This window comes from Paenibacillus sp. BK720 (assembly GCF_011761545.1).
In the GTDB taxonomy this organism is placed as follows: domain Bacteria; phylum Bacillota; class Bacilli; order Paenibacillales; family Paenibacillaceae; genus Pristimantibacillus.
Genome location: NZ_JAASRQ010000004.1, coordinates 740313 through 758834, shown reverse-complemented (window position 1 = coordinate 758834; position 18522 = coordinate 740313). Strand labels below are relative to the sequence as shown.

The 18522-nt window shown below is 49.5% G+C and carries 13 protein-coding genes; all 13 read left to right on the top strand.

Annotated features, from left to right (window positions below):
- Window positions 1-394: 394 nt before the first annotated feature.
- Window positions 395-1078, top strand: coding sequence for a response regulator transcription factor (locus FHT67_RS18920; protein ID WP_167200673.1), 684 nt, complete (start codon window positions 395-397; stop codon window positions 1076-1078).
- A complete protein-coding gene (locus tag FHT67_RS18915) occupies window positions 1075-2886 on the top strand; it encodes a sensor histidine kinase (RefSeq protein ID WP_167200670.1) in 1812 nt (603 codons plus the stop codon). The genes FHT67_RS18920 and FHT67_RS18915 overlap by 4 nt, the downstream gene beginning before the upstream one ends.
- Window positions 2887-3178: 292 nt before the next feature.
- Window positions 3179-3715 carry an N-acetylmuramoyl-L-alanine amidase family protein gene (locus FHT67_RS18910; RefSeq protein ID WP_167200668.1) on the top strand — a complete coding sequence of 179 codons (537 nt, stop codon included), beginning with the start codon at window positions 3179-3181 and terminating at the stop codon, window positions 3713-3715.
- The gene (locus FHT67_RS18905; RefSeq protein WP_243867292.1) at window positions 3715-4602 is read left to right on the top strand and encodes a carbohydrate ABC transporter permease; all 888 of its coding nucleotides are present in this window, start codon (window positions 3715-3717) and stop codon (window positions 4600-4602) included. Before FHT67_RS18910 ends, FHT67_RS18905 begins: the two co-directional genes overlap by 1 nt.
- A 78-nt stretch (window positions 4603-4680) precedes the next feature.
- Entirely contained in the window at window positions 4681-5493 is an 813-nt protein-coding gene (locus tag FHT67_RS18900; protein WP_167200756.1) for a carbohydrate ABC transporter permease, read from the top strand.
- A 12-nt stretch (window positions 5494-5505) separates the two neighbouring features.
- A complete protein-coding gene (locus FHT67_RS18895) occupies window positions 5506-6618 on the top strand; it encodes an efflux RND transporter periplasmic adaptor subunit (protein WP_167200666.1) in 1113 nt (370 codons plus the stop codon).
- 241 nt (window positions 6619-6859) lie between these two features.
- Window positions 6860-8104: an ABC transporter substrate-binding protein gene (locus FHT67_RS18890; protein ID WP_208403353.1), complete on the top strand. Its 1245-nt coding sequence runs from the start codon at window positions 6860-6862 to the stop codon at window positions 8102-8104.
- Between the two features lie 813 nt (window positions 8105-8917).
- A complete protein-coding gene (locus FHT67_RS18885) occupies window positions 8918-10669 on the top strand; it encodes a cache domain-containing sensor histidine kinase (protein ID WP_167200662.1) in 1752 nt (583 codons plus the stop codon).
- A 6-nt stretch (window positions 10670-10675) separates the two neighbouring features.
- Window positions 10676-12310, top strand: a complete 1635-nt coding sequence (locus FHT67_RS18880; RefSeq protein ID WP_132311899.1) for a response regulator — start codon at window positions 10676-10678, stop codon at window positions 12308-12310.
- Window positions 12311-12386: 76 nt separating this feature from the next.
- Window positions 12387-13916 carry an ABC transporter substrate-binding protein gene (locus FHT67_RS18875; protein WP_132311901.1) on the top strand — a complete coding sequence of 510 codons (1530 nt, stop codon included), beginning with the start codon at window positions 12387-12389 and terminating at the stop codon, window positions 13914-13916.
- A 253-nt stretch (window positions 13917-14169) separates the two neighbouring features.
- Window positions 14170-15039, top strand: a complete 870-nt coding sequence (locus FHT67_RS18870) for an ABC transporter permease (RefSeq protein WP_208403389.1) — start codon at window positions 14170-14172, stop codon at window positions 15037-15039.
- Window positions 15040-15054: 15 nt separating this feature from the next.
- On the top strand, window positions 15055-15939 hold the full coding sequence (locus FHT67_RS18865; protein WP_132311904.1) for a carbohydrate ABC transporter permease: 885 nt from the start codon (window positions 15055-15057) through the stop codon (window positions 15937-15939).
- Between the two features lie 42 nt (window positions 15940-15981).
- The gene (locus FHT67_RS18860) at window positions 15982-18501 is read left to right on the top strand and encodes a glycoside hydrolase family 3 N-terminal domain-containing protein (RefSeq protein WP_167200658.1); all 2520 of its coding nucleotides are present in this window, start codon (window positions 15982-15984) and stop codon (window positions 18499-18501) included.
- The last annotated feature ends 21 nt before the right edge of the window (window positions 18502-18522 follow it).

Below are 18522 nucleotides of genomic sequence, written 5' to 3'. Positions count from 1 at the left end.
TCTTGTATAAAATAAAGTTCTTTAATTGCTTGATATTACTGAAGCGGAGAGATAAACAGCAGATGTATCACACAGCAAGAATCGTCGCTTGTTAGACATGGAACCCTAAGGTGGCTCATAACGGTAACATAATATATAGATTAAACCTCCCAAATTTAGCGAGCGGAACAGCCGCTTTCGCTATCCGAGCGTATACGCTCTCTCAGCTTTATGTTTACAGGGGCAAGCCCAAAAACCAAGGAGCTAAGCGACAATTGGCCGCTTAGCTCCTTGGTTTTTTCCTCTTCTTCACTTTATCTTCATCTGATCTGGATTTGTTCTTGATCTGCTTCCCGTATAATGAGGAATGGTTGGATAAACTAAATTTTGACATCCACGAAACGGGAGCAGCAGAATGAAAACCATAATGATTGTCGAAGATGAGGCCATATTGCGCGAGATAAGCAAGGATTACTTCCTAAATGAAGGTTATAAAGTGCTGGAGGCCGCGGATGGGAAGGCGGCTCTGGCATTGTTTCAAGAGCATGAAATGGATTTGATCGTATTGGACATCATGCTGCCGGAATTGGATGGCTGGTCGGTATGCCGCCGTATTCGCAAATCCTCTGATGTTCCGATCATCATTCTCACTGCACGGGTCGATGAAGATGACACTTTGCTTGGGTTTGAGCTAGGAGCAGACGACTATGTAACGAAACCATATAGCCCACCAGTTCTGCTGGCTAGGGCGAAGCGTCTGCTTGAAAGCCGCAACCGTATCGGCAAGCTGAAGCAGCCGGACGATTCCATAGAAGTTCGCGGCATTAAGGTTCATTTTCCATCGCGGACGGTTATGATTGACGGAACGCTAGTGAACTTCACGCATACCGAATTCGAGATTCTCAGTTACCTGATGGAGAATCAGGGTATCGTCATTACACGCGAGCAGTTGATTTCAAAAATATGGGGTTATGAGTATGCTGGAGACGACCGCACGGTGAATACGCATATCCGCAACCTGCGTACGAAGCTTGGCGATAAAGCTGCTCTGATTGTCACGATTGTACGGACAGGCTACAAATTCGAGGCGGGAGCATGAGAAGCTCCATTGTACTCAAATTGTTTATCTTGACGACGACATTGTGCATGCTCATCTTAGCCGTCATTTACATCGGCCAAACATATTTTTTCAAAGACTACTACGCGAACCGAAAGGTAAGCGACCTGCAAGCGAAGATTGAGGCGTTCCAGTCGGCCTATAGGAATACCGTGGGCCATTCACTTGCGACCCAATCGCTTGAGCAAGATTTTTACCGAACGAACAATGCAACGATAACGGTTCTGGATCACGACGGCAATCTTAAGGATGTAACCGACTTTTACCTGGAGATGAGAATGCTCAAGGCATTGACGAAAGAACAAGAGAAGGAGCGCATTAAAGTTCCGCTCTATCAGCTCATGAGCATAGAGGAGGCTGGTTCGGGACAATCGCTGATTGCAACTGGTGACCAATTGATTATTACAGGTGTAAAAAGCACTTCAACGCTCATTCCCATTTTGGTGCAGCATCCATCCGGGGAATTATTGTACGCGAATGAGCCATTACAGCGTAAAGTGTTCAAGGGCAGCGAGAAGGTGGAGTATAAAGAAAAAAGGAAACCAATCGCTTCAGGCCAATCGACGTTAACGAATCTATTTGGCGTTGTCACAGACATTCGGCTTCCTAATGGCGGAGGAGCTTCAGACTTTATTTATTCCAATAAACTCTTCCTGGATCAGATCAATGCCTTTCAAGCGAAGTTGTTATTTGATGGCATCCAGCTGACGGATTCGATGCTCATCCAGGATTACGAACTGAATAATGTCAAATACAAGCTATTCATCCAGCCGGTCCACTTCGACAACGGTCCGACGAACTATATCTTTGCCATGGCATCGCTGCAACCGGTGGACGAGGCCGTACAGATGGTGAAGGACTATTATGTCTACATTGTTTTGTTCGTCATTGTACTGGTTCTGTTTGCGTCGTTATACTATTCCTTGCAAATTGCAAGGCCGCTGCTGCGCATTAACCATACAACGAAGAAAATCGCGAATCTCGATTTCTCGGAGACGATTCCAGTTCGGTCCAAGGACGAGATTGGAGATCTGTCGCGCAACATCAACCAGTTATCCGCTACACTGCATTCATACATCGGCAAGCTGCAGGAGGATATCGAGAGAGAGAAGCAGCTCGAGACGACTAGGAAAGAGTTCATTTCTGGGGTATCGCATGAGTTGAAGACGCCGCTGAGCGTCATGAAGAGCTGCATATCGATTCTCAAGGATGGCGTGGCGGTGCATAAGAAGGACCATTACTTCGAAGCGATGGAGAAAGAAGTCGACAAGATGGACCATCTTATTGTCGACATGCTTGAACTTGCGAAGTACGAGTCTGGTACGTACAGGATGCAGATGGATGCTTTCTTCATCGATAAGCTGATCGAGTCCGCCTGCGATCAGTTGGCACAAGAGATTGCGTCAAAGCAATTGCGGTTAAACATTCAGCTCGTTCCTGCACTTGTTGTGGCCAATCAGCACCGTATTGAACAAGTCATCACAAATTTCATGACGAATGCGATCCGTTACACGCCGGAAAACCAAGAAATCGTTGTTTCGACGGCCGAAGAGGCGGATCAAGTCGTTGTATGTGTAGAGAATAAAGGCGCACGAATCCCTGAGGAGCAGCTTGATAAAGTGTGGGATCGCTTCTATAGAGGAGATACGGCGCGTCATCGATCCGACGGAGGCACAGGACTCGGACTTGCCATCTCCAAAAAAATATTGGAGCTGCATGAGGCCAACTATGGCGTAACGAATACGAAGGATGGCGTTGCTTTCTACTTCAGTCTCCATAAGAAAAGTTAATAAGGGATGCTTAGCCGTTCCCGCATGTCAAGTAGGTGAATTTCGCCTGCTCGGCATGCGCTTTTTTTTGTTATAAATCTTTATTTCATCTTCATTTTGGCTCCACTTCGTCTTAATCGGCTGTCATTATGATGGTTTTATGAAAACAACATCTATATATTTTGCTATAGCAATTGTCGGAGTCCTATTGTCAGCAGGTCTATTCCAAATTCAAACCGAAGGAGCAACGAAAGCGAAACCAACTGTTAACGATTCAAAGGCTACGGGGTGGAGTAAAGATACGAACTTACCTTTGCAAGGAAAAACAATCGTTCTCGATCCCGGCCATGGCGGCAAGGATGTCGGTTCCACCGGCGGGAATGGAACCTACGAGAAAGACGTTACGCTGCGTACAGCGCTAAATGTAAGAAACAAACTAGTTCAGCAAGGAGCGAATGTTGTGATGACGCGCGATGCCGATACGACGATTTCGTTAGGTGCTAGAACGGCAGTGGCGCAGACCGAGAACGCAGACTTGTTCATTAGCATTCACTTCGACGCATTTCAAACGAGCGATGTGTACGGGATGACGATGTTCTACAATAAGCCGCAGGATGAGGGAATTGCTCAGAAGATCCATGACCAAATATTCAAATCGGATATGAATACAAAGGATAGGGGCGTAAGGTTCGGTGACTATCATGTGATCCGCGAGAACACGAAGCCGGCTGTTCTACTGGAGCTTGGATATATTTCCAATAAGAACGAAGAAGCGAGAATGCAAACCGACGCGTTTCAAGAGCAAATCTCGACGGCAATCGCAAGCGGCGTTGAGAATAGCCTTCGTTAATGAGAGAGAGGCAAGCTATGTTTCGTAAAATGATGCGACGGCACAGTGTCGTTGCAGCCTTGTTTCTTGCCCCGAGCGCGCTCGGATTTCTGGTATTTTACTTGATCCCTTTTGCGATGGGCGTAGGGTACTCCTTTATGGATCGACCGAATGATGGTTCTTTCGTTGGGCTTAACAATTACAAGGAGCTGCTGGCGAGCGATTCCTTCTTGAAAGCTGCCAAGAATACGTTCCTGTTTACTTCTATCAGCGTGCCAATCACGATCGCGATATCGTTACTTCTTGCCTTGTTATTGAATCAAAATATTTACTTTCGCAATTGGATCAGAACCGCCTACGTATTGCCTCTTGTCGTGCCAGTCGCTTCAGTCGTTCTGATCTGGCAAGTGCTCTTCGACTGGAATGGAGCGGTGAATAGCTGGCTGCATGGATTCGGCATGGCACGGATCGATTGGATGAAGTCGGAATGGGCAAGAGCGGTGCTCTCCGTCGTCTATGCCTGGAAGAACATCGGATACAACATTATTCTGTTCTTGGCCGGCTTGCAAAATATCCCGAAGGACTATTATGAGACGGCGGACCTTGAAGGTGCGGGTACATTCCATAAGTTAACCCGAATAACGCTCGTTTATTTGACGCCGACGATGTTTTTCGTTGTCCTGATGGGGCTCGTTAGCTCATTCCGGATATTCAGGGAAACGTATTTGATTGCGGGAGAGTATCCTCACGACAGCATTTATATGCTGCAGCATTACATGAACAACATGTTCTTGTCCCTTGATATCCAGAAGCTGACATCCGCCGCTTCTATAATGGTGGCTTGTCTGCTCATGCTGGTGACGGGAATGTTCGCGTTGGAACGGCGGTTTACACGTGACTTAGATTGATTGGGAGGAGCATTGAAATTGAAAGTCGCCATTACGAAAGGCGCGATCACCGTCGTCCTTTTCCTGGTTGCGGCGCTGATGCTGCTGCCGATTATTATTTCCTTCACCAATTCGCTCATGACGGAACGAGAAATCAGTTCGAACTATGATTTGATCGGGCAAATGACGGACGTGGCAGCAGGCGGCAAGGATGCGTTCGTGAACTTAAAGCTCATCCCTGATTGGGTATCGTTTGAGCAGTACTACCACGTGCTAACCGCAACGCCAATTTATTTAAACTTGTTCTGGAATTCGGTTTATATGGTTGCGCTCATTATCGCAGGGCAGGTTATCGTCGGTGCTCTTGCGGCCTATTCCTTTGCAAAGCTCCGCTATCGGGGGAGGGACCGAATGTTCTTTGTTTACCTGATTGCGATGCTGATGCCTTTTCAAGTGACGCTTGTGCCGAACTACATCATCGCCGATCAATTAGGTCTTCTGAACCGTGCGAGTGCCATCATTCTGCCCGGTATCTTCGGCGCATTCGGTGTGTTCATGCTGCGACAATTCATGCAGTCGATTCCGAACGCTTACGTCGAGGCTGCTTATATGGACGGAGCTGGGCATTTTCGGATTTTCCAGAGTATCATCATTCCGCTTATCAAGCCAGGCTTTGCGGCGCTAGTCGTTCTCTTGTTCGTCGATTATTGGAATATGGTGGAGCAGCCACTCATTTTTCTCGAAGATGACTTCAAACAGCCTCTGTCTGTCTATCTTTCCGTCGTCCAGGAAGAGGCAAGGGGCATAGGCTTTGCAGCTTCTGTATTCTACATGCTTCCGATGCTGCTGATCTTTATATATGCGGAGAAATATTTTATCGAGGGCGTTCAAATGTCTGGCATCAAAGGGTAGGAGGTGAACGAAATGGAAAGGCGGGATAACGAGCAGGCCGTCACTGGCAGGAAGAAGAAGCTTCGGCTGATTGTTGCTATGTTTGTTAGCGGATTAGTGCTGCTCACTTTGTTCAGCAACACATTGCGAACGATGAATTTAACGAAGGTGTGGACAACGACGGGGAGGCAGGGGGAGCTTGTTCAGAGTTTTACCGGAAGCGGTGTGCTGGAGCCGGTGACAGAAGCTGCGCTATCAAACCGTGCAGGTTGGACCATCAAGGAAATAAAGGTCAAAGCAGGGGATGCCGTTCATAAGGGGCAGACGCTGGTCGTGTACGAAAGTCGTGAGGCCGAGAATCGGTATTTAGATGCAAAAGCGCAGATGGAGCAGCAGCTATTATCGATTCAAGGTTTGCAAGATCGATATGTTGAAGCCGCATCTAACGGCGATGACAGCGAGCTTCGCATAGCAAAGCGGGATCTTGAGAGTGCACGTCTGACGAAGGATATGCAGCAACGGAATCTGGATAGCATGAAAGCAGATCTCGTCAGCAATCGCGAGTTGAAAGCGCCGTTCGATGGTATTGTGACGCAAGTAGGCGCCGTAGATGGAATTGTTTCCGCCAGCGCCGGTCCCGATGTTCAGCTCACTTCCTCATCGAACGGTTATCGATTGGCTGTGCAAGTGCCAGCGAATATTAGCGATCATCTGCAGATTGGCCAGAAGTTAGATGTTCAGGTCGGTCAGGCGGACGACACGAGAACGGTGGATGGGACCGTTTCTGGAATAGAGAATAAGGAATCCCAGATGAACATCGTGGTTGCGGTGAACGATAAATCCCTCCGTGGAGGCGAACATGCGCTTCTTGACCTTAGGTTTGCATCTGCAGGCGTGGGTGGAGTGCTGGTTCCGAGCAGCGCTATTCATAAAGAAGGCAATGAAACGTATGTGTATGTCGTCGAGGAGCGTAAAGGTCCGCTCGGGAATACAAGCCATGTTCGCAAGGCGCCGATCGAAGCCGGCGAATCGAATGAGCTCGAAACAATTGTGCTGCAAGGGATTTTTCCGGATGCTCCGATTATTCTGGCAAGCAGTGAACCTTCGGTTGTGGACGGAGAGCGTGTGCGGGTTATGACTCCTTGATCGTTATCAAATTAGGAAAGCGGGAATGGATATGAATCGAGTTCTAATTGTACTTATAAGCTGCATCATGATTGTTGCTTTATCGGCATGCAGTGGTGGCAACAGCAACAATACTTCCGGGCAAGAACCTTCGTCAGAGACAAATGGGAAGCCCGCAAATACGAGCGATAAATCAAGCTCAGACGTGAATGAGAAAGCAAATGCAAAAGCAAATGCTGATTCAGCACCAGCTTCACAAGGGTTGGAACCGCTGGACGATAAACCGAAAACCATTGTTGTATCAATACTGGGCATTACTCCTTTTTATAAACTTGCGAAAGAGAAATACGAAGCACTGCATCCGAATACGACGATTCAATTCAAAGAATTTACTTCAGGAGCCATGCTTAGCGCTTCCGAAGTCGAGAAATATATCAAATCGACAACGACAGAGGTCTTGTCAGGCAAGGGAGCCGATTTGTTCGCGTTTACGACTGTTGAATTGCCCATTGATAAGTACGTCAATAAAGGGGCGTTCGAAAACGTGGAAGATTGGATGAAGCGGGATGCCGGATTCGATCATCAGCAGTACCTGATGAACATTATGGAAGGCTCGAAGATGAACGGCGGCCTCTATATTATGCCTGTTGAATTTTACTTGGAAGCTTTGTACGGGGATGAGGATGGGCTTAAGAATGCCGGACTTACGATTGACGATAAGAACTGGACATGGAATCAGTTCGCCGAGATGAACAAGCAGTTGAAAGGCAAGAACGGAAGTACCTACTCCATGAACTTTTTGCCGCCTGATGCGATGATCAACAATCTCGTATCGGACAACTATAACCGATTGATCGATGTGGCGAGTGGAAAGGCATCGTTCGACTCTCCCTTCTTCACCGAATTACTGATGGAAGTGAAGCAGATGTACGATGACAAGGAGCTAAGCGGTGATGCAGCAGCCCAATTCTCAAAAAGCCTTTTATCCTATTCATTAATGACCTCCCCAAGCGATTATCTCGTACGACTTGCTGCATACTTCAAGAACGGTAAGGTGTATCAGAAGCCACATGCCGCGGACCAACAATCAGGCGTTTCTTTCCTCGTGACGAATCAAATCGCGATGAATGCCCATTCGGAGGTCAAGAGGGATGCATGGGAGTTTATGAAGTTTCTGCTGTCAGAGGAGATGCAATCTTATCCTCATCAAACGGGCTTCTCGTTGAATAAAGCGGTGAATGAGAAGGCAATCGATGATGTAAAGAAGAATGGCGTCGATAAGGACGTAGGTGCCAAAGGCGGTGGCGCTGTGGTAAAAGTAACAGATGAGAATCTGGATGCGCTCCGGGACATGCTATCCGAAGCCAGCTCAAGAAATGTAGGCTATGAAACGACGGTTCAGCAAATTATTGCGGAGGAAGTCAAAGCGTTCTTCGCAGGGCAGAAATCGGCTGAAGCTGTTGCCAAGTTGATTCAGAATCGGGTTACGACCTATCTGAACGAATAAAGACAGCGATATAAGCCAAGAGAAAAGGTGACTTCAGATGAAGTCACCTTACTTGTCGTTCAATTAAATTCCAAATCTTATTTCAAGAAACCATCCTTGAAAATTTACAGCAAATCAGCACGATGTAATCGCCGGCATAATCCTTCAATACCTCGGGGGACAGAGTATAGTAGCCTGGTCCAAGCGCTAATGGATTCAATCGTCCGGACTGTCAACAGTTAGCAATAAAGTTCAATATTTCTCGGGCAAAAAAAGACGAAGCTCACGTCAAAACGTGTGCTTCGTCCCATCTTCGTTATATAAAGTTATAAGTGCAAATTCTAACGCGTTACGAACGCTAGTCCACATATCGAGGCTTTCTCCGCCCATATACCAGTATCTGGAACCTGAAGGCTTATTGGTGTACTGTTCCCACATCTGATGTCCAGCGAACCGCTAATGATGTAGAGATGAAGGAGTTCATTAAGCGACACAACACTTAAAGAACTTTCTTTTACAGTTACAATGAGAAGGAATATGCGATTAAAGAACTTAATTTTCACTTTTAAGTGGTTGAGGGTTGCTATTAAAGAACTTATTTTATAAAATTGCCGGGTTTGTTGCTTGAAAATCCTTGATTTTACTGGCATCCGATTAAACAACTTTATTTTCCCTCATCAGCAAAAGAAATTCCGAATACGTTCATGTCGTGAAAGAGCAAAAGAGTAGTCGTCAAATGCATAGACCATACTAAAAGTAATCAAGTAAGATGAAGAGTGACGGCAGGATCGGATAAAGGCCGCTTAGATGAGAAGCTTCGATCGGAGGGCCCGAATGTTCAAACGTATAAAAGCTATCCCATGGAATTCGATTCCGGTCAAGCTGGTGCTTGGCCTTTTAGGTATTACTTTACCCTTGATAGCGCTTCTGCTCTATAACAATTCCTATAGCATGAACGTTATACACAGTCAGGTAGCGGCGTCTAACAAGAACTTGATTGATATTTACATGAACCAAACGGATGGGCAGTTGACGGAAGTAGAAAGACATATGGCAGGCTTAACCTCTACGGACCTGAATGTTCAAGAGATGGGCGATGCAAGGACAGAAGACGAATTTGTTCTGGCCAAAACCGCGGTATACCGCAAGCTAACCTCGGATCTGTCCATTTACCCCGCTATTGACGGCTTTTATGTTTACTCCTTGAACCATCATGATGGCGTTGAAGCTTACAGGGGATCTTTATCGTATCCGCAGCTAATGGCGATTCGGCAGACGTTAGCAGATAAGGTATCCGAGCTGACGCAGAAATCGCAATACCGCAACGTTGAATGGAAGATGGTACAGATTAGCGGAGAAGCCTATTTGGTCCGCCTAATGCGCGACGGTGATTTGTTTGTGGGCGCCTGGGTAAAAGCGTCTACCGTGGTAAAGCCTCTGCTCGGCATGAGGACAGGGAAGACGGGAGCTGTGCTCCTTGTTGATGACAAGGGCTATGTTTTGTATACAACAAGAAGTCTTACAAGCGAAAAACTTGATTTAACAAGAGGATTTCGAAGCTATTATTTGTCCGGCGGAGAGGACAAGTTCCTGGTCGTTGGAGAATCCTCGGCAAAAGGAAGCTTTAGTCTTGCGGCCGCTATCCCGGATGAATCCATCCTGGAGAATCTGCCTTATTTGACCAAAGCGTCCGCTTTTGTTATTTTATTGGCCTTGCTCATGCTGCCGCTCAGCTTTCTCATTCTTCGCAAGGTTATTTTGCAGCCGCTCAGCAAGATGGTCAGCGCGATGAGACTGATCGGGAAAGGCAACTTTAATATCCGGATTAATCCGGGGAAGGAACCTGATGAGATAAGGCTGGTCAACCGAACCTTTAATGCGATGATTTCCAAGATTGAAGAGCTCAAGATAAACGTATATGAAGAGCAGCTCAGCAAACAACGGGCAGAGCTCAAGCATCTGCAGCTGCAGATTAACCCGCATTTCTTCATGAACTCGTTAAATATCCTGTACAATCTCGCGCAGGTGAAGCAATTCGAGCCCATTCAGGAGATGACGATGCATCTTGTCCAATATTTCCGGTACATGTTTCAAAGCCATCAATCTCTCGTGCCGCTGAAGAATGAGCTTCGCCATATCCGACATTATTTGCGTATTCAGCAGATGCGATTCCCCGATACGTTCACTTGCGAGGTAGCTATGCCTGCATATTTGGAGACGACCGCTATTCCGCCGCTTATCCTTCAGACGGTGGTGGAGAACTCGATCAAGCATGCAGTTAAGCCCGGCGAGCCGACCAAGCTCATTATTGAAGCGGAGCTGGATGATTTGGCGGAGGAGCCGATGGTAGCTATCACGATCAGGGACACCGGCGAAGGTTACTCCGATGCGGCGCTCTTCCGGTTACGCGAAGGGCAGATCAATACGGATGAGGCCGGCGAGCATATTGGATTATGGAATATAAGAGAACGATTAAAGCTTCAATATGGCGATAAGGCATGGATGGAATGCTATAATGACGACCCGCACGGAGCGGTCACCGAAATTGTGATCCCGTTAAATGCAAGCCATGAGCTAAAGGAGTGAACGGGCATGCGCCAGCTGCTTATTGTGGACGATGAACCAATAGCGGTCGAAGGCTTGAAATCCGGCGTTGACTGGCCTTCCATCGGGATCTCGCGGGTGATGACGGCTTACAATGCCGATCAGGCCATGGAGATCTTCAACCGGGAACGGGTAGATATATTGTTATGCGATATTGAAATGCCGAAGGCTTCGGGACTGCAGCTCCTGGAGTGGGTTAGAGGAAATTGTCCGGGAACCGAGACGATATTTCTAACCTGCCATGCCGATTTCCAGTATGCCAAACAAGCGATACAGCTGGGCAGTCTTGATTATCTGCTGAAGCCGATCCCTTATGACGAGCTTAAGGTTGTCGTGGAAAAAGCGATCCGCAAAATGGAGAAGGAACAACGTATGAGCGAATTCAGCCAGTTCGGCAAGTTCTGGCTGCAACACCAGCCTATGCTGATCGAACGGTTCTGGCTGGACGTGCTCAGCCAGGCGATTCCCGCCTTGCCGCAGGCGATCAGCACGGCCGCGCAGGAACGGAATATTCCTTATTCCGACAAGCTGGTTTTTCTTCCGATACTCTTGCGCGTCCGTCGCTGGTATAAGGAATATTCGCTTCGGGACAAGAAAACGATGGAATATGCGCTGCGCAAAGCTGCCGAGGAGGTTCTCATGCAGCGGCAGGACAGCGGCCTGTTGATTGCGACTGGCGACGATACGATGCTGATTGTGCTTAATGGAGGCAAAGAAGGCTCGGACCCTGCCGGGCTGAAAGCTTTATGCGAGTCTTATATTGCAGCTTGCCGCGTTTATTTCAAGTGCGATGTATCCTGTTATATCGGAGAGAGCGTCCGGGGGCATGAGATGGCCGCCGCTTATCAGCGTCTGCAGCGGATGGATGCCGATAACGTGGCTTCGGACAACTGCGTTTCTTTTCTTGGCGAGCGTCAAGGCTCAGCTTCTTCGCATACGCTTCCCGATATGGGCATGTGGGGGATCATGATGAAGGAAGGCGCCAAGGATAAAGTAATCGCGGAAGCGGAGCGTTTTATCGGACAGCAGGTAGAAGCCGGCCGGCTTACGCCACAGCTTCTGGCCCTGTTTGTGCAGGATTTTCAGCAGATGGTTCATTACGTACTGCAGATAAAAGGAATTCAGGCTCATCAGCTGCTAAGCGACGGCATGTCGGCGGAACGCTTCGCCCGCGCGGGACGCTCGGCGAAGGATGCGCTTATCTGGGTTCGTCATCTTGTAGGCAAATCGATCGATTATATGCATTCGCTGGAGCAAACGCCAAGCGTCGTTGAACAGGCGAAGGCTTATATCCAGCAGCATTTGGCAGATGAGATATCCAGGGAAGACATAGCAAGCCATGTGTATTTGAACCCGGATTATTTGACCCGAATTTTCAAACGAGAGACCGGAATGTCGATTTCGGATTATTTGCTGCAGCAGCGTCTTCATATTGCCGCCGAGCTGCTTACGAATACGGATTTGGCGGTGAGCGCGGTGGCAAGTCGGATTGGTTATGCTAACTTTTCCCATTTTTCCCGCATTTTCAAGAAGTATATGGGCATCAACCCGCAGGAATACCGGCAGTCGCGCTCACAGCCCCAAGCACAGGAAAGTCGTCAAAGTGACAGCGTGAAGTCGTAAGAACAGCAGAGGAGAAAGCGTGGTCATTCTACAATAAAGACAGCTTCACAGAATGAATCATGAGGGGGAAATGAAAATGAAAAAAGCATTAGCCGTATCTTCGGCACTGCTTCTTGGCATCTCGCTGACCTTGACGGCTTGCGGAAGCGGCGGGAATAACAGCAGCAACGGCGAAACAGGATCGAAAAACACGGGAAGCAACGCGTCTTCCGCGCCTAGCGGCAAGATTGACGAACTGACGATTGCTTTTCCAAGCGCGTCTCCAAAAGATTTGCAGCTGGTGGAGGATGCAATCAACAAAATCACGGAGCAAAAAATTCAAGCCAGAGTCCACTTTATGCCCATAAGCGGAGGCGAATGGGTGCAGCAGACGAATCTGATGCTGACCAGCAATGAAAAGCTGGATTTAATGTTTGTATCCGGCGCCCTGTATAACAGCATGGTAACGAAGGAACAGCTTGTTCCGCTTGACGAGCTGCTGGATAAAGATGGCGAAGGCATCAAATCGGCGGTTGGCGATTATTTGAACGCGGCCAAGGTGAACAACAAGATTTACGCGATTCCGACCGTAAGGGATATGGCCTCCGATTACGGCATCACAATGCGCAAGGATCTGGTGGACAAGTACAATATTGATACAGGCGCCGTCAAAACGCTCGACGACCTCGGCAATGTGCTGAAGACGATCAAAGACGGAGAAGGCTTTGCGCCGCTTATACCATCTTCTCCTGGCCAGACTTATCTGGACAATTACTTGTTCTATGACCGTCTGGGCGACGGGATTGGCGTGCTGCCGGGCTATGATAACGGCCTCAAGGTTGTAAACCTTTATGAAACGCAGGAATACAAGGAACTCTTGACCAGACTTCGCGACTGGTACCAACAGGGCTATATTATGAAGGATTCGGCGACGACCAAGACAACGCCTTGGGAGCTGATCAAATCCAATAAAGGCTTTGCTTATTTCGCGGGCATGAAGCCTGGCTTCGCCGAGCAGGAGTCGCAGGCTGCCGGAACGCCTTTAGTTGGCGTTGAACTGCTGCCGGCCGTAGCGATGACCAGTACGGTTACCGGTGCCATGTGGGGAGTGCCGGTGAATACGAAGCTGGAAGACAAAGCGGTACAATTCCTCAATCTGATGTATTCGGATAAAGATATCGTCAATTTGCTTGATTGGGGGATTGAAGGCACTCATTATGTCAAATCCCAAGGCGAGGAGAACGTCATTGAATATCCTTCAGGCGTAGATGCAACAACAACGGGCTACAACATGCCGCTTGGCTGGATGTTCGGTAATCAGTTCTTATCGTATGTGATGAAGGGCAATGACCCGACGGTCTGGGCCAAGACGGAGGAGTTTAATAAAGCCGCCAAACGTTCCAAGGCGCTTGGCTTTGGCTTTGACCCGACACCGGTGAAGACGGAGTATGCCGCCGTTTCCAACGTCATTACGCAATACGAGATGCCGCTCGAAACAGGCAGCGTAGATCCGGAGAAGGTGCTGCCGGAATTTATCTCGAAGCTGAAGGCCGCGGGGATCGACAAGATTATTGCCGAGAAGCAGAAGCAGCTGGATGCATGGGCGCAGACCAACTCTGCCCAATAAAGATAACAAGCTATAAGCTTAGAACCGACCAGTCTCGCATTGGTCGGTTTTTTGCTATTTCGAGACGGTTCAATGAAGGTCGGTAAAGCGCAAGACGGAAGTCGTTCACGCGGTAGAGGGGGGAGGCCGAAATTCATTACCATAAGGATACCACCCGGCAATATGCCGAGCGAGAAAGGGGAGAGAAGCGGTGACTACCATCACGCATCGCAGAAAAAGAAGAAGCCTTCGCCGGTTCATACCGCTGTACATCATGCTTCTGCCGGGACTTGCTTACCTGGCTATCAACAATTACATGCCGTTGTTCGGCTTGTCGATTGCTTTCAAGGACATTAACTTCCGCAAGGGGCTGTGGCACAGCGACTGGATTGGATTCCAGAACTTCGAATACCTGTTCAAAACGAGTGACGCCTGGCTTATTACGCGCAATACGCTGCTCTACAATGCCGTATTTATCGTGCTTGGACTAGCCGTTGCGGTCGCGATCGCCATCCTGCTGAACGAGATCCGCAGCCGAATCGCATCGCGCTTGTACCAGAGCGTCATTATCCTGCCATACCTAATTTCGATTATTCTGGTCAGCTATCTGGTCTATGCCGTGTTAAGCATCGATACGGGCTTTATTAATAAGACCATTCTTCCAGCGTTAGGCATGGAACCGATCAACTGGTATAACGAACCGAAATATTGGCCTTATATCCTGACGTTCGTCCATCTGTGGAAGGGAGCGGGTTACTCCTGCATCGTCTTTCTGGCGGCCATCATCGGCATCGATCCGGAATACTACGAAGCGGCGAAGCTGGACGGTGCCTCCAAGTGGCTGCAAATCCGCAAGATTACGATTCCGATGATTACGCCGGTTATCATCATGCTGACGCTGCTGGGCATCGGCCGGATTTTCTACTCGGACTTCGGCTTGTTCTATCAGGTGCCGATGAACTCGGGAGCGTTGTTCTCCACGACAAACGTTATCGACACGTATGTATTCCGGGGGCTAATGCAGCTTGGCGATATCGGCATGTCCGCCGCAGCGGGATTTTATCAGTCGCTGGTCGGCTTCGCGCTTGTCCTCATCTCCAATCTGGTCGTCCGCAAAATCAACAAAGAGAACGCGTTGTTCTAGAAAGGAGCCCTTGTTATGGATAAAGAAAACCGAATCTGGCAGTGGTCGGCGCATGTCATTATGATCGTTCTTTCAGTCGCATGTATTTTGCCGTTTATTCTGCTGTTTATGGCTTCCATTACCGACGAGTCGGCGATTGTAAAAGACGGCTATACGCTTTTCCCGTCGGCCTTCAGCTTTGAGGCTTACGAATACATCTGGAAGCAATCGAGCCAGATTTTCCACGCTTACGGCATTACCATCCTGGTGACGGCGATCGGAACGCTGGCGAGTCTGATCATGACCTCTTTGCTGGCATACCCGCTGTCGCGCAAGGATTTGCCGGGAGGTCAGACGATTGCGTTTATCGTCTTCTTCACGCTGTTGTTTAACGGGGGACTTGTCCCGACTTATCTGATCTATACGCAAGTCTTTCATTTAAAAAATACGTTGTTTGCCTTGCTAATCCCATGGCTGCTTATGAACGGCTTTAACGTGCTGCTCATGCGCACCTTCTTCTCCACAACGATCCCAACGGCCGTATTGGAGTCGGCGGCGATCGACGGAGCGGGCGAATTCAAGACGTATTTCCGAATTATTTTGCCGCTGTCGATGCCAATCCTCGCTACGGTCGGCATGTTCCAGGCGCTTGGTTATTGGAATGACTGGAACAACGGGCTTGTGTTCGTGACGGATCCGGATTTGTTCAGTCTGCAAAACGTGCTTAACCGCATTATGAGCGATATTCAGTTCCTGACCCAGAACAGTAAAATGGGAACAACCCAGGCGTTGGCCCAGCTGCCAAGCGAAACGTTCCGGATGGCGATTGCGGTCATCGGCGTTATTCCGATTCTGCTCGTTTATCCGTTTTTCCAGAAATATTTCGTAAAAGGGATGACGATTGGCGCCGTGAAGGGCTGATCGGATCCGGCCCCATAGCACATGAAGGGAGAAGAGAGAACGATGATCGGATTATGGCATGCTTTTGTAGAAACGCCGCGGCTTAAGCTGAAGCTGCAATTTAAAATACAGAAAAAAGCGGACTATACGCTGGATATCGCGATGGAGCCTATTCCGCTGCCCATCCGAATGGAAACGGTGGAGGCGGAGAGCGGGAGTCTTCGCGGCACCGGATATGCATTCTGGAAGCCGGACGAACAGGTCAAGGTTGACCTAGCGTTCGAAGAGTCGACTTTTACAGGGACCTTGTATATCCCGTTGTTTGGTTCGTTTGCGCTGCAAGGCGGGAAGGGCCGTGGTCCTTTCTTGTCGGAGGCGTTAACCGAGACGGTGAGGCCTTACCGCAGCGGCAAGGTAGTCGATCGCACGGACGAAGAAATAGCAGCCGCAGTAGAGCGATTGCTCGGCAAGCTCTCGCTGGAGGACAAGATTGGCCAGATGTGCCAGTGCATGGCTTCCAACTTCTCGTTTGGCGGTACGGTCAAGACGGATCCCCCGGAGAAGCTGATTGCCGAAGGCCGTGCAGGCTCGGTATTGGGCGCGTTTGACGTGAGCCGGGTGTTCGAACTGCAAAAAATTGCGGTGGAGCAGTCGCCGCATAAGATTCCGCTATTCTTCAACGGCGATATTATTCATGGAGCGCAAACGATCTTTCCGGTTCCGCTTGCATGGTCCTGCAGCTGGGATATGGAAGCGATCCGGGAAGCCTGCGCGATTGCGGCCAAGGAAGCAAGCGCATCGGGCATTATGTACAATCATGGTCCAATGATCGATATTTCCCGGGATCCCCGGTGGGGGCGCGTCGTGGAAGGCGCAGGCGAAGACCCGTACCTGGGATCGTTGATCGCCAAAGCGCAGGTGGAAGGCTATCAGGGCGGCTCTCTTCAGGACGAGGAGACGATTATCGCCTGCCTGAAGCATTTTATCGGCTATGGCGCCGCTGAAGGCGGACGGGATTACAATACCGTTGATATCTCGGAAGGGACGCTGCGGAATCTTTATTTGCCGCCGTTCCAGGCGGGGATTAAAGCCGGCGCAGGCTCGGTGATGAACGCTTTTAACATTTATCAAGGTATCCCTGTGGCCGCAAGCTCCTACTTGCTGAAGGAGCTGCTCCGGGATGAGCTCGGCTTTGAAGGCATCTTGATCTCGGATTACGGCGCGGTTGACGAAATTGTGGAACACGGCTATGCGAAGGACGCTAAAGAAGCGGCCAAACACGCGGTGAACGCGACGATGGACATCGAGATGGTAACCCGTTCCTACGATTATATTCCGGAGCTTATCCGCGAAGGCAAGCTGTCGGAATCGCAGCTGGACGAAGCGGTGCGCCGGATTTTGACCCTCAAGTACAAGACCGGGCTGATGGATGACCCGTTCCGTTATATCCGTCCGGAGCAAGAGATCGCTTCTCATTTCAGCGAAGCTCATCTCCAGGCAAGCCGAGAGCTGGCGAGGAAATCGATTGTACTGCTTAAGAACGACGGAGTGCTTCCGCTTGCGGCGGACGCCGGCAAAATCGCGCTGATCGGTCCGTTCGCCGACAGCAAGGATCTGCTTGGACCGTGGCAATTTTCCCGGTACGGCCATGAAACGGTGACCTTGTACGAAGGTCTGCGGGAAAAAGGCATCCCGGAAGAAAGCTTGCTGTTTGCCGCCGGTTCCGGAGTGAGCTCCCCCCTCGAAGGGGGAATCGAGGCAGCGGTAAAACAAGCCGGGCAAGCGGATTTGGTCATTCTGGCGCTTGGGGAGAGCAGCGATATGTCCGGCGAAGCGGCATCGAGAATGAGTCTGGAGCTGCCGGAGGCGCAGCTTCGGCTGGCTGACGCCGTCATTCGCGTCGGCAAGCCGGTCGTGCTTGTGCTGACAAACGGACGTCCGCTTGTGCTGACAGGGTTGGAGAATAGAGTAAATGCGATTCTTGAGACGTGGTTCCTAGGCTCGCAGGCGGGACATGCCATTGCGGATGTGCTTGCGGGGGATTACAACCCTGCCGGTAGACTGACGATGAGCTTCCCGGTACACACCGGACAGGTTCCGGTTTATTACAATCATTTCCGTACCGGCCGTCCGCTTACCGAAGCGAATGGAGCCGAGAAATATATCAGCAAATATTTGGATGGTCCCAATGAGCCGCAGTATCCTTTTGGATACGGACTAAGCTATACCCGGTTCGAATACGGGGAAGTCACCTTGGACCGGCATCAAATGAAGCAAGGCGAAACTCTCCGCGCAACCGTAACGGTCACGAATGCCGGGAACCGCGCAGGAGTGGAGACGGTGCAGCTGTATATCCAGGATATTTACGGCAGCGTAGTCCGTCCGGTGAAGGAATTGAAGCGTTTTGCCAAAGTGGCGCTTGAAGCGGGGGAAAGCCGGGAGATCGTATTTGAAATAAATCGTACGGACCTCGCGTTTTGGTCGCCGAACAACGGCTATAGGGCCGAGCCCGGAGACTTCCGCATCATGATTGGGCCTAATAGCCGCGATGTGCATACAGCTCAAATGGAATTAATCGATTAGCGAAGGAGATGCTTCAATTGA